The organism is Herpetosiphon giganteus, from assembly GCF_016907925.1.
GTDB classification, from domain to species: Bacteria; Chloroflexota; Chloroflexia; order Chloroflexales; family Herpetosiphonaceae; genus Herpetosiphon; species Herpetosiphon giganteus.
This window is the reverse complement of sequence record NZ_JAFBCZ010000008.1, coordinates 113,983-130,914: the sequence shown is the minus strand read 5'-3', so window position 1 is coordinate 130,914 and position 16,932 is coordinate 113,983. Positions and strand designations below refer to the sequence as shown.

Sequence of the window (16,932 nt, the reverse complement as noted above, 5' to 3'; positions counted from 1 at the left end):
TTTGCTGGCGGGCTGACTCATGCAGTCCGTCACGTCAATTGTATCATATTTCACACGGCGATTTCAGGGCCGTTCGCGATTGTGGTTTTTGGAAGAAGCCCTCACCCCCCAACCCCCTCTCCCACGAAAACGCGGGCGAGGGGGAGCATCCGTGGTTCACCGATGAATTGCGCTAGAACCACAATATTAAAGCCCCTCGCCTGCTGGGCGGGAGAGGGGTTGGGGTGAGGGCTTCTTAACACCTACCCTTGTAAAAGCTCACGCTCCCACGAAAACGCGGGCGAGGGGGAGCCGACCGTTTTTACCACGCATTGCGCAAGAACCCCAGCATGAAAGCCCCTCTCCCGCGCCACGGGAGAGGGGTTGGGGTGAGGGGATCTTAAAACCACCACATGCAGTCCCTCGCCTATTGGATGATCGCAGGGTTGGGGTGAGGGCATGCTCTTCATCCCTCATCCCTCATCTTTCATCCCTATCAACGCCGTACTCCAGCAATGGTGCCAGCCCAAAACCACTGTTGCACATCATCGAGGCTGAAGCCATGCTGGCGGAGCGCGGTGTTGAGGATGGTTTGGCGCTCAGCGGAGAGCGTGTCGAGCCACATTTCTTCTTTATCGATCCGCAGGCGGCTCAGGCCACATTCGCGCAGCAATTCGCTTAAATTGCGCTCGCTATAAAAGCGAATCGAATAGTCGATCCATTGGCGAACGACCTGCTCGACAAACGAACGCCCAGGCTCTTCTTCGGGCAACAAAACGCTGCGCAACAGCAATTGACCATCGAGGGCCAGCGCATCGGCCAGATATTCCACGAAGGCATGTTCATCGGGCATAAATTGAATAACTTGGGTTGCCAAAATAATATCGATGCCGCTACATGGCAAATCAAAATCACGCCAATTGGCTACGCCAAATTGAATCGAGTTGATGCCTGCTTGAGCAGCGGCCTGGCGAGCTTTGGCAATTTGCTCAGGCGAAAGATCAATTGCAATAATTTCGGCATCGGGCCAGGCTTGGGCTAAGGCAATGACCAATTGGCCTTGGCCGCAACCAACATCAAAAATGCGCGGCTTGGCAGGAATCGGCTGGCTTTGAAGCAAGTGTAATACATCAACGGGGCGCACAAAACTAGTTCCAACCGGAATAGTGGCATAATGGCGAACGAGATCCTGTTCATGCATTGCTGCTGCTCCTTCTAATGCTTAAGGGCGATGTGCAACGAACTGTTATCATATATCGTATTAGCACCTAGAATTATCACATGAAGATGGTGAATGCAATGCCAACTTGCGAAGAGTTGGCTAACTAGGTGTGTGTGGAGCGACTGTTTATGACCGCAATTCAGGTTGAGAACCTCGTTAAAATCTATGGCCCGTTGCGAGCCGTCGATGGAATTAGTTTCGACGTAGCGAATGGCGAGGTTTTTGGGATGCTTGGGCCAAACGGCGCAGGCAAAAGTACAACGACCGAGATGATCGAAGGCTTACGCAAGCCCGATGGTGGCAGCATTCATGTTTTAGGCCACGATGTTGTGAAGAATGTCGAGCCAATCAAGCAACGAATTGGGATTCAACTGCAAACAACCTCGTTGTTTCAAAAACTTACCACCCGCGAATTAGTTAAATTGTTTGCCTCGTTTTATAAAAATACCTTGCCTATTGATGAAGTGATTGGCTTGGTTAACTTAGAAGAAAAAGTTAACACACCCTCGAAAGCACTCTCTGGTGGCCAACGTCAACGCTTAGCAGTGGCAATTGCCTTGATCAACGACCCCGATATTATTTTCCTTGATGAGCCAACAACTGGGCTTGACCCGCAGGCGCGGCGCTCGATGTGGGATGTTGTGTCCAACTTGCAGAAACGCGGCAAAACCGTCTTTTTGACTACCCACTATATGGAAGAAGCTGAGCGGTTGTGCGATCGGGTGGCGGTGGTTGACCACGGCAAAATTATCGCCTTGGGCAAACCGCAAGCACTTATCCACGATAACTTCGATGAAACCGCCTTGGAATTTTCCAACGACGAGCAATTGCCCGAAAGCTTGCTCGCGAATTTGCCAGGCGTGGAGCGGGTGCAAAACGAAAATGGCATCACCACGATCTACTCAAAGGGCGTGGCGCGTACGACAAATGCCTTGATGGCCTTGGTTGAACGACAGCAAACCGAGTTGCGCGGCTTTACAATTCGCGCCGCAACTTTGGAAGATGTGTTTTTGAAATTGACTGGTCGACGGATTCGCGACTAAGTGTGGGAGCAATTACCTCATGTTTGTGCAATTATATCTATCACAATGGCGCGAATTTGCCCGCGACCGCATGGCGCTGTTCTTCACCATCTTGTTTCCGCTAATTTTTATTAGCATTTTCGGCTTGCTCTATGGTGGCGGCAGCAAATTTGACGAAAAAGTCGGGATTGTCTTGGAAGATCAAGGCCCAATCGGTCCGCAGCTTGCCAGCGCAATCGAAGGCTTGACCCAAACGCCTGAAGGCCAAGACGCTGATAAAAACGTCTTTTCGGACATGAAGTTCAGCCGTGGTAGCGCCAGCGATTTGGAAAGCCAATTGCAAAAAGGCGATCTCCAAGCCTTGGTGATTATTCCAGCTGGCCTGAGCGATAGTATCACCAGTGGCCAACCAGCCAGCGTCACGGTGAAGGTCGATCAATCAAGCCAAGTCTTTGCACCCTTCTTCCAAGGCGTGGTTGATAATATTGTCCAATCGGTTGACCAAGGCATTACCCAATCTAAGCCAATGTTGACGATGCAAGTGCAATCGGTGCTTTCAAGCCAAATCCGTGGGATTGATCTCTTAGTTCCTGGGATTTTGGCTATGTCGATTATGCAACTTGGCTTGTTTGCCACCGCGCAACCAATGATCGCCATGCGTACCCAAGGCGTGTTGAAGCGCTTCAACGCAACGCCATTGCCCCGCTGGATGTTGTTGGTGAGCTATGTGGCCATGCGTTTGACGATTGGTTTGCTGCAAACAATCATCATTATCGCAGTTGGCAAGCTGATGTTTGACGTAGCAATTTTGGGTAGTATCGTGGCCTTGCTGGGCTGGCTGTTGCTGAGCATTTTGATGTTTATTGCAATTGGCTTCTTCGTGGCGGCGATTGCCAAAACCGAAGAAAGCGGCAACGCCATCACCCAATTAATCAACTTCCCAATGTTGTTTCTCTCGGGGGTGTTCTTTCCCGTCACAGGCTTGCCCGATTGGTTGCAAGTGGTGGTTAAGGCCTTCCCATTGACCTATACGGTCGATGCCTTGAAGCAAGTGATGATCAACGCCCCGCCAATTAATACGCCGATGATCAACCTTGTTGTGCAACTTGGTTGGCTAGTAGTGATGACCGTGCTCTCAATCCGCTTCTTCAAGTGGGAAGCACGCTAAGGATGAATTATGAGGGATGAGGGATGAATTATGAGGGATGAGGGATGAATTATGAGGGATGAGGGATGAAATCCCATCCTTCATGCCCTTTGCGATATTTGTGTGCTTCGTGGATCAGATGTTTAACGCAGAGGCGCAGAGAAACACTATTTTGGCTCTTGGCTCGATACATTCAGTCAAGAGCCTTTGTTTAGCCACAACCATGAATTTTCTGCGTTAACGTTCTTCCCTCATAATTCATCCTTCATACTTTTAGAACAGTCCTCGCACTGGTTGGAGCACTTGTTCGCCAAGGTGGACGAAGATTGAGCGATTGCGCCAAGCTTGATAATTGATTTCGCGAGATTGGGCGCGATCGTTCAAAAACATAGCTTCCATTTGGCGCGCAAAGGCTGGATGTTTGATCGTGGCGTTGATTTCGTAATTGGCTGCCAAGCTGCGCGTATCTAAGTTGGCGCTGCCGACGGTTGACCACAGGCCATCAACGGTCATGGTTTTGGCGTGAATCATCGTGCCGCGATAGAGCAACACGCGTGCGCCATGCTCCATCAATTCGCCCAGCAAGCCGCGACAAATCCAATCGACCACGATATTATCCGAAATTTCGGGAACCATAATTTGAATATCGATCCCGCGTTTGGCTGCATCAATCAAGGTTGCGCGAATCAGTGGATCGGGCAAGAAGTAGGCATTTGAAATATAAATATGATGCTTGGCATCATTAATTGCATCAAGATAGGTTTGGCGAATTGGCAATTGATATTCGATTGGATCATTGGCACAAATGCCAACATGCTCATTGCTAGTGGTTGGGTAGCTTAATTTAATCTTGTGCTTTTTATTGTATTTATTCCAAAGTGCGATAAATTCTTCGGCAATGTTGGCGGCCATTGGGCCTTCGATTTTCAAATGAGTATCGCGCCAGGTGCGGGCATAGTTGCGGCCAATATTCATGCCACCCAAATAGCCAATTTTGCCATCGATAACCAAAATTTTGCGGTGGGTACGAATCCACATATTGGTATCGAAGAATGAGCGAATCGATTTGAGCCGCCCGAATTCAAAGACCCGAATATTGCGGCGTTTGCCAAACAACTTAAAGCGCTCGGGAACGTGCAGCGTGCCAATGCCATCGAAGGTAACATAAATCTTAACGCCTTCGCGGGCTTTGCGAATTAAGGCCCGTTTGAAGGCAAAACCAACCTCGTCACGCTCGAAAATATAGCTTTCGAGGAAGATCGATTCTTTGGCTAGGGAAATATCAAACAACATTTGGCGAAACACCGAGCCACCATCATCAAATAGTTGCACGGTATGCTCGCCCAAATCGATTGGTGGCAAATCAAGCTGCGGGAAGGTATTTTCAACACTTCGATTGCGCAACTTGGCATAGGCCATGAGCGCTCCCATCAAGCTCAATTGAGCCACAATGCTGGCAAGCAGCAAGCGCGGCAGCGAAACTACCCACTCGGTCAGAAACCACAACCCAGCCTTGAGCCAACGCATAGCGATCCTTTCGCAGCTTCGACCTCGTATCGATGAGGCCAAGCCTGCTTGTCGCAATTCCAATGCCACCACTATAGCACGTTATTAAATTCCCCTCACTCTCCGCTCCCACTCCACGCGGGCGAGGGGGTGCACCCATTTTTGCTAACGAATTGCGCAAGAACCACAATAAAAAGCCCCTCGCCCGCGCCACGGGAGAGGGGTTTGGGGTGAGGGCATGTCGTCTTTAGTATGCGCCGCGACCGAAGAGCACCGCCGGAATGGTCATAATCATAATGCGCACATCAAGCCAGAGGGACCAATGCTCGGTGTAGTAAATATCCAAGCGCACCATATCGTCGAAGGTCGTGTTGGAGCGGCCTGAGGCTTGCCACAAGCCAGTCAGGCCGGGCGTAACTTCCAAGCGCCGATAGTGCCACTCTTGATATTGGGCCACTTCATCGGGCACTTGCGGGCGTGGGCCAACCAAGCTCATCTCGCCACGCAGCACATTGTAGAGTTGCGGCAATTCGTCGATGCTCAGTTTGCGCAGCACGCGGCCAATTTTGGTGACCCGCGGATCGTCTTTGATTTTGAAGAGCGCGCCTTCGGCCTCATTTTGCGCCATCAAGGTCTTTTTGAGCGCTTCTGCATTCGGCACCATCGTGCGCAATTTGTAGACCATAAACGGCTTGCCATGCTTGCCGATACGTGGTTGGCGAAACACAACTGGCGCTTGGGGCGCAGAAAGCTTGATCATCAAGGCGGCAATGCCCCAAATTGTGGCCCAAATTGGCGCGGTTAGCCCGATCAGCAGCAGATCGGTGGTGCGTTTGAAAACATAATTCCAGCCGCGAATAACATTTTTCTTCAAGCGCAACAAGGGAATTGTGCTCAAACGCTGAATGCTGACCCGATCAAAACTTAGCTCATACAAATCGGGAGCAACCCGAAATTCAACATTGAACTTGCGACAGATGCGCACAACTTCGGGCAGGCTGGTATGTGCCCAAAATGGCAGGGCAATAATCACCTGATCGACGTGGCGCTGACGCATAATTTGTTCAAATTGGCCGAGCGCGCCAAGCCACCGAAATTGCTCGCCTGGGGCGGCCACATCGTCGCGATCATCGGGCGGGCCTTCGACATAGCCCAACAAATGATGGCCATGATCGAGGGTATATTGCAGCTCTTCCATCACCTGTTTGGCGAGGCCGCGATTGCCAACAACCACCACTTGCTCTAAGCCTACGCCGCGCCGCCAAGCCCAACGCCGCAGCATGCGCAACCCAATCCGGCCAAAGGTTAGGGCCACAATCACACAAAACCAGACAAAGACCATAATCAAGCGCGACCATAAATCGGCGCGATTGATAAATAGCCACATGACGGTGAGGGCGAGCGCAATTGTGGTGCTGGTGACGATAATGCTGAACGAATCGAAGGCCGAGGCAGAACGGGGTAAACGATAGAATCCGCGCCAGTGCAGGGTTGTGCTAAGGGTCAGCATAAACACCAACATCATCGGGTAGAAGGCCGATAACTGGCGATAGGAAGCTGGGTCGTAAATATCGCGGCCTAAGCGGACATCATAGCGCAGCCAGTGCGCAAGGGCAAAGGCTGCGAGAATCAAACATCCATCGAGCATGGTCAGAGCCAGCCGCGATGTGGTTTGACGCACATCGCGACGCGAAAAGATCGGTTGGCTGGTCGACCAATCGCTCATCATCCAATCGACTCGTCTTGCCATAACAACTCAGCTTTTTCAATCCGCACAGGATCGCCATGGCGTACACCAGCGGCAAACAAGGCTGCTGAAACGCCCATCGCTTCCAACACCCGTTGGAGCCGATCAAGCGATTCGCTTTGGGCAAAGTTCGTCATTGAAACAAGCCGTTCAATTTTCTCGCCGTGGACACGCAACACGCCATCTTCTTCAGTTTCGAGCCAGAAGTCATTCGGGTCGATATTGCTGAAGCGGAAGGTCAGAATTTCCTCACTGTACGGGAGGCGGGTGATCCGTTCGGGCATTTCGAGCAGAATATCGACAATGCGGCGTTGCAACGGCTGAAGGCCTTGGTTGGTTGCTGCCGAAATTGGGAAGATATTTTCTGGCTCAATGCCCCAAGCGATAATTTGTGGACGCATCAATTCGTCAAAGGCTTGGGCATCGGGTAGGTCGGTTTTGTTCAAAGCCACCAGTTGTGGACGCTGGGCCAATTCGCTCGAATAGGCTTTGAGTTCGGCATTGATCGTTTGAAAATCTTCAAATGGATCGCGGCCTTCGGTGCCAGCTGCATCGACCACATGGACCAAAATTCTGGTGCGCTCGATATGGCGCAAGAAATCGTGACCCAAGCCAACGCCTCGGCTCGCCCCTTCGATCAAGCCAGGAATATCGGCGACAACGAAGGTAAAATCGTTGTATTCGGCGACACCCAAGTTTGGCGAAAGAGTTGTGAAGGGATAGTTAGCAATTTTCGGGCGCGCAGCGCTGACCATCGAGAGCAAGGTTGATTTGCCAGCATTTGGAAAACCCACCAAGCCAACATCTGCAATCACTTTTAACTCAAGTTGCAGTTCGCGTTCTTCGCCTGGCTGGCCAAGTTCAGCAATCCGTGGCACTTGATTCGATGCGGTGGCAAAGTGAGTATTGCCCAAGCCGCCCTTGCCGCCGCGGGCCACCAACAACTTTTGGCCAGGAAACAACAGGTCGACCGTTTGCACTTCGCCTTCAATTTCGGCGCTAACGGTGGTGCCTGGTGGAACCCGAATAAACATATCTTCGCCAGTGCGGCCCCGTTTGCGCTGCCGTCCAGCATTCAAGCCCTTATCGGCTTCATAGTGGGTTTCAAAGCGAAAAGGCAATAACGTATTTAAATGCGGGCTTACTTCAAGATAAATACTGCCGCCACGGCCACCATCGCCACCATCGGGGCCGCCACGCGGAACATATTTTTCACGGCGAAAGGTAGCCATCCCATCGCCACCATCACCAGCTTTTACTGTAATTAGCGCACGATCTATAAAATCTGACATATACATTCACCCATTTCGTGTGGTTAATTATTCAATTGCTATCGTCACGCAGGATACATGAAGAATCGCATGCTGTCCAATGCGTTTAGACACAAAAACGACGCTCTCGCGAGCGCCGAATAGCTATAACTATACCATAATTTGGCTTAGCCTGGGGTGATTTCGTCGGCTGGTTCGATGCCGAGATCATCAGCCCCATCGCTTGAGTTCGGGTCTGACATTGGGCCATCGACTGGCACATATTGCTCTTCGGTTGCGCCATGGGTGCTATCAACATCGTTTTCATCTGGGCGAATCGTGTTATCTTCACCAGTAATTTGTGGGTCGGTCATTGCAGTAACTCCAAACTATACAAAAGAATATCTGCCCAAACCTAATGCAACCTCTATGCCATGAAACCGAAGTCAGAAGTCAAAAGTCAGAAGTCAAAAATCAAAAGCCAAAAGTCAGAAGTCAATAGCCAATAGCCAATAGCTGTAATGGTTCATTCCCTCACCCCCAGCCCCTCTCCCACTGAACGCGGGCGAGGGGAGCACTGGTTTTTACCGACGCATTGTGCAAGAACCACGGGATTAAAGCCCCTCGCCCGCCACGTGGGAGAGGGGTTGGGGTGAGGGGATAATGCCGTCGTCAATCCAATGTACCAATACACATAGCCCATAGCCTAACTTCGTGATCTTCGTGTCCTTCGTGGATCACAAAGCCCGATCCCCAATCCCCAACAGCCATTCCCCAGCTTCTAAAACAGCAACAGCAGCGACACCGAAGAACCAGTGATGTCGCTGTTGTTGATGAAACAACCGCCGATTACTTCGTGCTCATCGGCAGATAAACTGTTGTTGGCAGGCGACCAACGATATAGGCTTGGCCTTCGATCTGGCTGCCAGCAAGGTCGGCTCCCAGAAGCAAATCGCCATTCCCATCGCCAGTAGCATCGCCTAAGCCTGCTACCGCCCGCCCAAGGCGGCCACCGCCAACAACGCCATCAAGGCTATAGCCCTGTTCAGCTGTCAATTGAGCTAAGTTAATCGTGTTGCTGACTGGTGGCGTATTGATGACATACACTCGACCAGTATCGTTGCCAAGGCTGCTATCAACCCCATAGGCCCCGATAATCAGCTGTTGATCGCTGTAGCCCACTGAGAACCCTGCCTCGTCACCTGGTTGCTCTCCCCCAAAGCGCACCGTGTTGCTCAATGGCTGAGCCAAATCGAGCGTGCCACTCAAGGCTGCACCATACACCAAATCAACGCGGCCAGCACCACCAGCAGGGAATTGATCGCTGCCGACAGCCAAATCGCCCCGTTGGTCGCCATTAACATCGCCAGTGCCAACCACGCTAATCCCAGCGCGATTGCTTGCGCCAGCACCAGCAATCACAAAGCCGTTATGGGCCAATGCGCCAATTTGGAACGAAGCATTGGTGTTTGCACCCCAAACCACGGCGACACTTCCAGCAGCGCTACGGCCCAAGGGATCAGAAACATACGAGCCAACCAAAATCTCAGGCTTGTCATCACCGTTCATGTCGCTGGTGCTGCCCACGGCACTGCCAGCGCGATCGGCAGCGGCTGCGCCGTCGATGCGGTAGCCATAGTTCGTGGCGGTTGCCAAATCGATGGTGCTGGTGGTGGCTTTGCCCCAAACCACATAGGCCGCGCCAGCATTATCGGCGCTGCCATCAACGCCAATTGCACCGATGACGACTTCTTTCAAGCCGTCGCCGTTGAGATCGTCGACCCCAGCCAGCGAGTAGCCTACGCGATCGCCGCCAACTGCGCCATCGATGCGATAGCCATGATTGCCAAGCGCCGCCAAATCGAGGGTTGTGGTCAGCGAACCGCCCCAAACCACAAATACGCTGCCAGCGGTTGCGCGATTATTGGGCGATTCACCCCACGCGCCAATTGCAAAGTCGTCGATTTGGTCGCCGTTGACATCGCCAAGGCCAGTCACGCTCCAGCCAGATGAAGCACCCTGACTGGCCCCATAAATTGCTACACCCCGCTCTGCCAGATCGGGGGCTTGCAAGGTTGCGGTCATTGCTTGGCCCCAAATCAGATAGGTGGTGCCAGCACTGGGGCGGCCTAAAGGTGCAGCGACCCATGCGCCGACCAAGCTATCGCTCAGGCCATCATTATTAATATCGCCAGCGTCGGCAACCGCATAGCCAGCATGCTCGCTCGCGCCGCCAGTAAACGCCACAATTGTTTCTTGATTCAGATTTGCGTTGGTGTGCTGGGATTCAGCATATGCCCAGCCACCGAAACCCAGGGCAATGCCACAGCCGCATAACCCTACCATTTGGCGTAATTTCAAAACCAGACCCTCCAAGAATGTGTGCTACGATGTTTAATTTAGACAGTTATTTCCGACTAAATTGTTTTTACATCGCGAGACTATAATCGATCTTCAAATGCACGTCAAACTGGTATACTAGAGACTGTTTTTGGCTTGCTTAGCGGTATTTTGAAGGAGCGCGCATGGTTCGGATCTTATTCGTTTGTTTAGGCAATATTTGTCGTTCGCCGATGGCCGAGGGGATTATGCGCCACTTGGTCGAGCAACGAAAGCTAAGTCATGCGATTGAAGTCGATTCTGCTGGCACCAGCCATTATCATATTGGCGATGAACCCCATCATGGCACAATGCGCATTCTGCGCCACAATGGCATTAGCCTCAGCCACCGAGGCCGCCAATTTGGCAAAATCGATCAACAAAATTTTGATTACTTAATTGCCATGGATACCCAAAATCGCCGCGATATGCAAACGGTTTTGGGGGCAAACGAGGCTGAGGTGCGCCTGATGCTCGATTATATTCCCAACGGAATCAAAGGCCGCGACGTGCCCGACCCCTGGTACACGGGCAATTTTGAAGAGGTGTATGCAATGTTGTACGAAGCTTGTAATGCCTTGCTTGATGAAATTGTGGCAACCAAACTTTAAACTTAAATTCAAATGCCCGCTAGCTGTTCAAATCGAGCAGCTAGCGGGCATTTTCTAGTTAATTTCGGTCAAGTTAGAGCAAATCGCGCAAGAAGACCGCTGTATGCGAGGTTGGGTGCTGCGCAACTTCTTCGGGCGTGCCTTGGGCAATAATATAGCCGCCGCCAGTGCCGCCCTCAGGCCCGAGGTCGATGATCCAATCGGCAGTTTTGATCACATCAAGGCTGTGTTCAATCACCAAGACGGTGTTGCCAGCGTTGACCAAGCGCTGAATCACGCGCAAGAGATTTTGCACGTCGGCGAAGTGCAAGCCGGTGGTTGGCTCATCGAGAATGTAGATTGTGCGGCCTGTAGCCACCCGCGCTAATTCTTTGGCCAATTTGACCCGTTGGGCCTCGCCACCAGAGAGCGTCGTTGCCGATTGCCCAAGTTTGATGTAATCCAAGCCGACATCGTGCAAGGTTTGCAGCACCCGCTTGAGCTTGGGATGGTTCTCGAAAAACTCAAGCGCTGTATGAACATCCATATCCAGCACATCGGAGATTGTTTTGCCTTTGTAGCGCACTTGCAAGGTTTCGCGATTGTAGCGCTTGCCTTTGCATTCGTCGCAGCGCACCCACACATCGGCCAAGAAGTGCATTTCGATCTTTTGCTCGCCATTGCCTTGGCAAGCTTCGCAGCGCCCACCTTTGACGTTGAACGAGAAACGGCCTGGCTCGTAGCCGCGGAGCTTGGCATCAGGTGTGTTCGAAAACACCTCACGAATCTGATCAAACAACTTAACATAGGTTGCTGGATTCGAGCGTGGCGTGCGGCCAATCGGCTGTTGATCGATGTCGATCACTTTATCAAGTTGCTCTAAACCTTCGAGCGTATCGTATTTGCCAACCCGCAGTTGAGCGCGATTGAGCAAATTGGCCAGCGCTGGATAGAGCGTTTCGGTGATGAGCGACGATTTGCCCGATCCAGAAACCCCAGTTACCGCAATCAACGTGCCCAAGGGAATCGTGATGTCGAGATTATTGAGGTTGTTGTGGGTTGCGCCGTGCAAGCTGATATGGCCTTTGGCTGGGCGGCGGGTTGGTGGCACTTCAATTTTCAAGCGCCCAGACAAATAGCTGCCAGTCAATGAGCCATTGCTGCTGATATATTCGGGCTTGCCTTCGGCCACAACTTTGCCACCATTGACCCCAGCGCCAGGCCCGAAGTCAACCAGCCAATCGGCGGCCTTCATGGTATCTTCGTCGTGTTCGACGACAATTACAGTGTTGCCAAGGTCGCGCAATTTGGTCAAGGTGTCGATCAATTTGCGGTTATCACGTTGGTGCAAGCCGATCGATGGCTCATCGAGAATATACATCACACCCATCAAGCCTGCGCCAATTTGCGAAGCCAAGCGAATGCGTTGAGCCTCGCCGCCAGAGAGCGATGGTGCTGAGCGATCGAGTGTCAGATAGTGCAAACCGACGTTGAGCAAAAAGCCCAAGCGCTCGCGAATTTCTTTGAGCACTTCGCCTGCAATTTCTAGTTGGCGACCATCAAGCTTGACCGGCGTTGGTGCTGAAGCCAGCAATGGCAACACCGTGGTATCGAGGCCATCGCGGCTGACCCAATGCGCATCGCTGCCAGTCAGGCCACAAGCCCATGCATAGCCTTGGGCCACGGTTTTGGCACAAATTTGCTGAATATTTTCATCGCCAACCGTCACAGCCAAACTTTCTGGCCGCAACTTCGCACCATGACAGGCATGACATGGCTGATCGCTCATCCATTGTTGATAATGCTCGCGCATATTTTCCACGCCAGTTTGCTGGAAGCGGCGCATAATCTCGGCTCCCAAGCCCTCCCAGCGGCGATAATATTCGCCCTTGGATTGACCTTCGCTCCAGACGTGCTTAACTTTTTCGCTGCCAGAACCTTTCGTCAAAACCTCGCGCACCTGTGGCGAGAGATCTTTCCAAGGCGTATCAAGGTCAAATTTATAGTGCGCGGCGATTGCTTGCAAGGCGCGATAGCCCCAACTGCCAACTTTTTTGCGCAACTCGCCCCAATAAGTCACCGCACCATCGTGCAACGATAAATTGGGATTTGGCACCAACAGTTCGGGGTCAACTTCCAAGCGCGTGCCTAAACCAGCGCAGGAAGGGCAAGCACCTTGCGGTGCATTGAAGGAGAACATTTGTGGGTTGAGTTCAAGGAACGAAATGCCACAATCAACACAGGCATAATCTTCGCTCATCACAATATCGCCAGCGGCGTTCAAGCCAGTAATGCTGGTTTCTTCTTCTGGCAGCAGTTCTTCTTCAACTTCAGCTACCGCTTTGGCCTTGGCTTTTTTGGTTTTCGATTTTTCAGTTTGTTGGGCAAACTCTGGCAGGGCAATGATAATCGTGCCATTGGCGGTGCGCAGCGCGGTTTCAACGCTATCGTTGAGCCGCGAGCTGAAGGTTTCGTCGTCGTCGGTGGGCACAACCAAGCGATCGACCACAATATCAATCGTATGTTTAACTTTTTTGTTGAGTTTAATTTCTTCTTGCAGATCGCGAATTTCGCCATCGACCCGTACCCGCGAAAACCCTTGGGCGCGAGCATCGTCGAAAATATCTTTGTATTCGCCTTTACGAGCGGCAACCATGGGCGCTAAAATCATAAAGCGCGTGCCTTTGGGCAACTCGTTAACTCGATTAACCATTTGTTCGGCAGTTTGCGAGCCGATTGGTTTGCCACAATTATGACAATGTGGCACGCCAATCCGCGCAAACAAAACCCGCAGATAATCATAAATTTCGGTCACCGTGCCGACTGTTGAGCGCGGGTTTTTCGAGGCAGATTTTTGTTCGATTGCAATTGCTGGCGACAACCCGCCGATAAAATCGACCTTGGGCTTTTCGAGTTGGCCCAAAAACTGGCGCGCATATGATGAGAGCGATTCAACATAGCGGCGCTGGCCTTCAGCATATAACGTATCAAAGGCTAACGATGATTTGCCAGAACCAGAAACACCGGTCAACACAACTAATTGATCGCGTGGAAGTTCGATGTCGATGTTTTTAAGATTGTGCTCACGAGCGCCCTTGATGACAATTTTATCCTGCGCCATACACCCGCCTTTATCGTAAAATCTATGTGTTTAAGCACTTTTTTGGTGCTTGAACAGGAAAAAGCCCCTTGCGTTACTCCAGCGGCAGCGCTTGGGGAGCTGAATAATCGAACAGACGTGTTCATTATAACAGAGTTTGCCCGCCACGATCCGCGACTTTTGAATGAAATCCGTTAATGGTAAGGATGAATTATGAAGGATGAAGTTTTAGTTGAATGCAATAAGGCTCTCGGCTGAAGGCTATGAGCCATTGAAATACAGAGTGCTCAAAAATCACCTTCGTGATCTTCGCGTTCTTCGTGGTTAAATTTCATCCTTCATCCCCCATCCTTCATCCTTTCTGAAACAGTGCTTCATAATTCATCCCTCATAATTCATCCTTCTATTTATGGTATGCTTCAAACGATGATTTGTTGTGACAACCTCACGATGGCGCTTGCATGATATTTTTGGGCTTGTTCCTGATTATAGTTTTGGTCGGCTGGTGGATTGCGCGGCGAGCAACGCTCGATTGGCGCGTAATTGGCCTGCGCTTGGCGATCCTCGGTTGTATTGTGCTGGCGCTGGCCTTACCGCGCAGCCAAGCCAATCAACAAGCTAGCCCATTAATTTTGCTTGTCGATCAATCGGCCAATTTGCCGACTGATGTGCGTGATGCTGCTTGGAATGAGGCTATTGCTTTTTACGAGCAACAAATTGAGCAACGCCCAGTGCGCTTGTTGGCCTTTGGGGCCGATGTGCAGGTGAGCCAAACTAACCAACGCCCGGCAATTGACCCAAATGGCAGCGATTTGGCTGGAGCGTTGCAATTTGCAAGTGGTTTGTTGCCGCAAGGCGGCGATATTATTTTGCTCAGCGATGGAGCCAGCACAACAACCAATGGGCAGAATCAAGTTAGCAGTTTTGCGCAGCGCTCAATTCGTTTGCATAGCGTGTCAATGAGCTATCCCGAAACCGATATTCGAGTTGAATCGCTGATTGTGCCGCCTGCCTTGCGCGAAGGCGAACGATTTAGCGCCGATGTTGTGCTCTATTCGAGCGTTAGCGGCCAAGTGCGGCTTGAATTAAGCAGCGATGGCGTTGGGCTGGCTGCTCGCACGATCGACATTAGCGAAGGTCGCAATCTGGTTTCGTTTCAATCGACGGCTGGCGCACGCGGCTTTCATCGTTTTCAAGCTAGCTTGCTCGCAACCAACGATCAACAACCGGATAACAATCAACTTGCTGCTTGGACGGTGGTTGGCCCGCCGCCACGGGTGCTAATTATTGAGCGTTCGCCAGATAGTTCAGCCAACTTGCGCGATGCCTTAGAAGCTGCCAATTTGGTGACCGAAGCCTTGCGGCCAGCAGCCTTGCCCACCAGTTTAAGCCAACTGCGAGTGTATGATTCAATCGTCTTGCAAGATATTTCGGCCAACGATTTAAGCCTTGATCAGCAATTGGCTTTGCGCGAATTTGTGCGCAGCCTCGGCCATGGTGTGGTCGTGCTTGGCGGAACCAATAGCTACAACTTGGGCAGCTACGCGGGAACCCCGCTCGAAGAATTGTTGCCAGTTTCGATGGAGCCACCGCCACGCCGCGAGCGCCCAACCGTCACGCTGCTGCTAATTCTCGATCGCTCGGCAAGTATGCTCGGCGAGTATGGCAAAGATAAATTTAGCCTTGCTAAGGCCGCCGCGATTGCTGCCACCGATTCCTTGGGAGCCGACGATACGATTGGCGTGCTTGCCTTCGACGATACCAATGATTGGACAGTCAATTTCACCAAGGTTGGCCAAGGCTTGCAGCTCAGCGAAATTCAAAATAGCATTGCTGGCTTGAGTGCTGGTGGTGGCACGAATATTTATGAGGCTCTCGATGTTGGTTTAGGCGGTTTGGCCCAGCAAACTGGCAAAGTTCGCCACGCTGTGCTGTTGACCGATGGGCGCTCTGGCGGCGAAAGCTCATATGAATCCCTCATTGCTCCATTGCGGGCGCAAGGCATCACGCTTTCGACAATTGCGATTGGTGGCGATGCCGATACTGTTTTGCTCGAATCATTGGCCAAGCTTGGCGCTGGGCGGTATCACTTTGCCTCAAGGCCCGATGATATTCCGCGCCTAACGCTGCAAGAAGCAGAAATTGCCCGCGAAAATCCATTAACTGAAGGCCAGTTTCAGCCAAATCTGGTCACGCCACACCCAGCGATTCGCGGCCTTAACCTTGGCGAAATTCCACCATTTGGTGGCTATGTCGCAGTTACGCCGAAGCCAGAGGCTGAGCAATTGCTCACCACCAGCGAGGGCGATATTCTGCTGGCAACGTGGCAATATGGGCTTGGGCGAGCGAGTGCCTTTACCTCCGATGGCGGCGAACGCTGGACTTCACCATGGCGGCAGTGGCCAAATTGGGGCAATACGATGGCCCAAATCATTGCTGCCACTTACCCCAATCCTGCCCGTGGTGATTTGCGAATTAGCAGCGAGCTAGAACAAAACCAAGCAATTATTACCCTTGATGCCCAAGCCGAAACAGGCGAACTCTACGATTTAGCCGATGTGGGCTTGCGCGTGCTGGCTCCCGATGGCAGCGAACAAGTTTTGCGTGCTCCGCAGATTGCTCCAGGCCGCTATCAAGCTGTAGCCGAGGTTCCCCAAACTGGGGCGTATCATATTTTGGCAGCCTTAGAGCAAAGCCAAAATCGGCTTGAAAGCCAAGCAGGCATGATTCAACCCTACAATCGAGAATGGGCGGTTTCGGCCAATCCAGCGCTGTTGCAACAATTGACCAGCCTTGGTCGCGGCCAGCTTGGCACGTTGCAGCAAATTGCCCCAAGTATTCAAGTGGCCAGCCAAGTAAGCACAATTCAATGGTGGCCGTGGCTCATCGCCTTGGCTTTAGGCTTGTGGTTGGTTGAAATTGCCATCCGCCGCGGTGTGATTCGTTAATTATTTAAACCGTGGTACTCTTGGACAAGCTTTTGGCTTGAT

General features: G+C 51.8%; 11 protein-coding genes. 4 read left to right on the top strand and 7 right to left on the bottom strand.

What is annotated here, in order from left to right:
• Positions 1-475: 475 nt before the first annotated feature.
• Positions 476-1,180: a class I SAM-dependent methyltransferase gene (locus JOD20_RS09630; protein ID WP_204755065.1), complete on the bottom strand. Its 705-nt coding sequence runs from the start codon at positions 1,178-1,180 to the stop codon at positions 476-478.
• Positions 1,181-1,329: 149 nt separating this feature from the next.
• On the opposite strand from JOD20_RS09630, the gene JOD20_RS09625 reads away from it, so the two are divergent.
• Together JOD20_RS09625 and JOD20_RS09620 are read left to right on the top strand one after the other, a co-directional pair.
• A complete protein-coding gene (locus JOD20_RS09625; protein ID WP_204755064.1) occupies positions 1,330-2,244 on the top strand; it encodes an ABC transporter ATP-binding protein in 915 nt (304 codons plus the stop codon).
• Between the two features lie 19 nt (positions 2,245-2,263).
• Positions 2,264-3,391, top strand: coding sequence for an ABC transporter permease (locus JOD20_RS09620; protein WP_204755063.1), 1,128 nt, complete (start codon positions 2,264-2,266; stop codon positions 3,389-3,391).
• A 252-nt stretch (positions 3,392-3,643) separates the two neighbouring features.
• Here the strand turns inward: JOD20_RS09620 and JOD20_RS09615 are convergent, their stop codons facing one another.
• The 5 genes from JOD20_RS09615 to JOD20_RS09595 all read right to left on the bottom strand — a co-directional run bounded on the left by JOD20_RS09615 (position 3,644) and on the right by JOD20_RS09595 (position 10,234).
• Positions 3,644-4,897 (bottom strand): phospholipase D-like domain-containing protein, encoded by a 1,254-nt coding sequence (locus JOD20_RS09615; RefSeq protein ID WP_204755062.1) that lies wholly within the window; start codon positions 4,895-4,897, stop codon positions 3,644-3,646.
• Positions 4,898-5,123: 226 nt separating this feature from the next.
• A complete protein-coding gene (locus JOD20_RS09610; protein WP_204755061.1) occupies positions 5,124-6,626 on the bottom strand; it encodes a sugar transferase in 1,503 nt (500 codons plus the stop codon).
• Positions 6,602-7,915, bottom strand: a complete 1,314-nt coding sequence (gene obgE, locus JOD20_RS09605) for a GTPase ObgE (RefSeq protein ID WP_204755060.1) — start codon at positions 7,913-7,915, stop codon at positions 6,602-6,604. The genes JOD20_RS09610 and obgE overlap by 25 nt, the downstream gene beginning before the upstream one ends.
• 146 nt (positions 7,916-8,061) lie before the next feature.
• Positions 8,062-8,247 carry a hypothetical protein gene (locus JOD20_RS09600; protein WP_204755059.1) on the bottom strand — a complete coding sequence of 62 codons (186 nt, stop codon included), beginning with the start codon at positions 8,245-8,247 and terminating at the stop codon, positions 8,062-8,064.
• Between the two features lie 475 nt (positions 8,248-8,722).
• The gene (locus JOD20_RS09595; protein ID WP_204755058.1) at positions 8,723-10,234 is read right to left on the bottom strand and encodes an integrin alpha; all 1,512 of its coding nucleotides are present in this window, start codon (positions 10,232-10,234) and stop codon (positions 8,723-8,725) included.
• A gap of 164 nt (positions 10,235-10,398) precedes the next feature.
• Between JOD20_RS09595 and JOD20_RS09590 the strand changes: the two genes are divergently transcribed.
• Positions 10,399-10,863, top strand: a complete 465-nt coding sequence (locus JOD20_RS09590) for a low molecular weight protein-tyrosine-phosphatase (protein WP_204755057.1) — start codon at positions 10,399-10,401, stop codon at positions 10,861-10,863.
• Between the two features lie 73 nt (positions 10,864-10,936).
• Here the strand turns inward: JOD20_RS09590 and uvrA are convergent, their stop codons facing one another.
• Positions 10,937-13,963 (bottom strand): excinuclease ABC subunit UvrA, encoded by a 3,027-nt coding sequence (gene uvrA, locus JOD20_RS09585; protein ID WP_204755056.1) that lies wholly within the window; start codon positions 13,961-13,963, stop codon positions 10,937-10,939.
• Positions 13,964-14,403: 440 nt separating this feature from the next.
• On the opposite strand from uvrA, the gene JOD20_RS09580 reads away from it, so the two are divergent.
• The gene (locus JOD20_RS09580) at positions 14,404-16,890 is read left to right on the top strand and encodes a VWA domain-containing protein (protein ID WP_204755055.1); all 2,487 of its coding nucleotides are present in this window, start codon (positions 14,404-14,406) and stop codon (positions 16,888-16,890) included.
• Positions 16,891-16,932 lie beyond the last annotated feature (42 nt).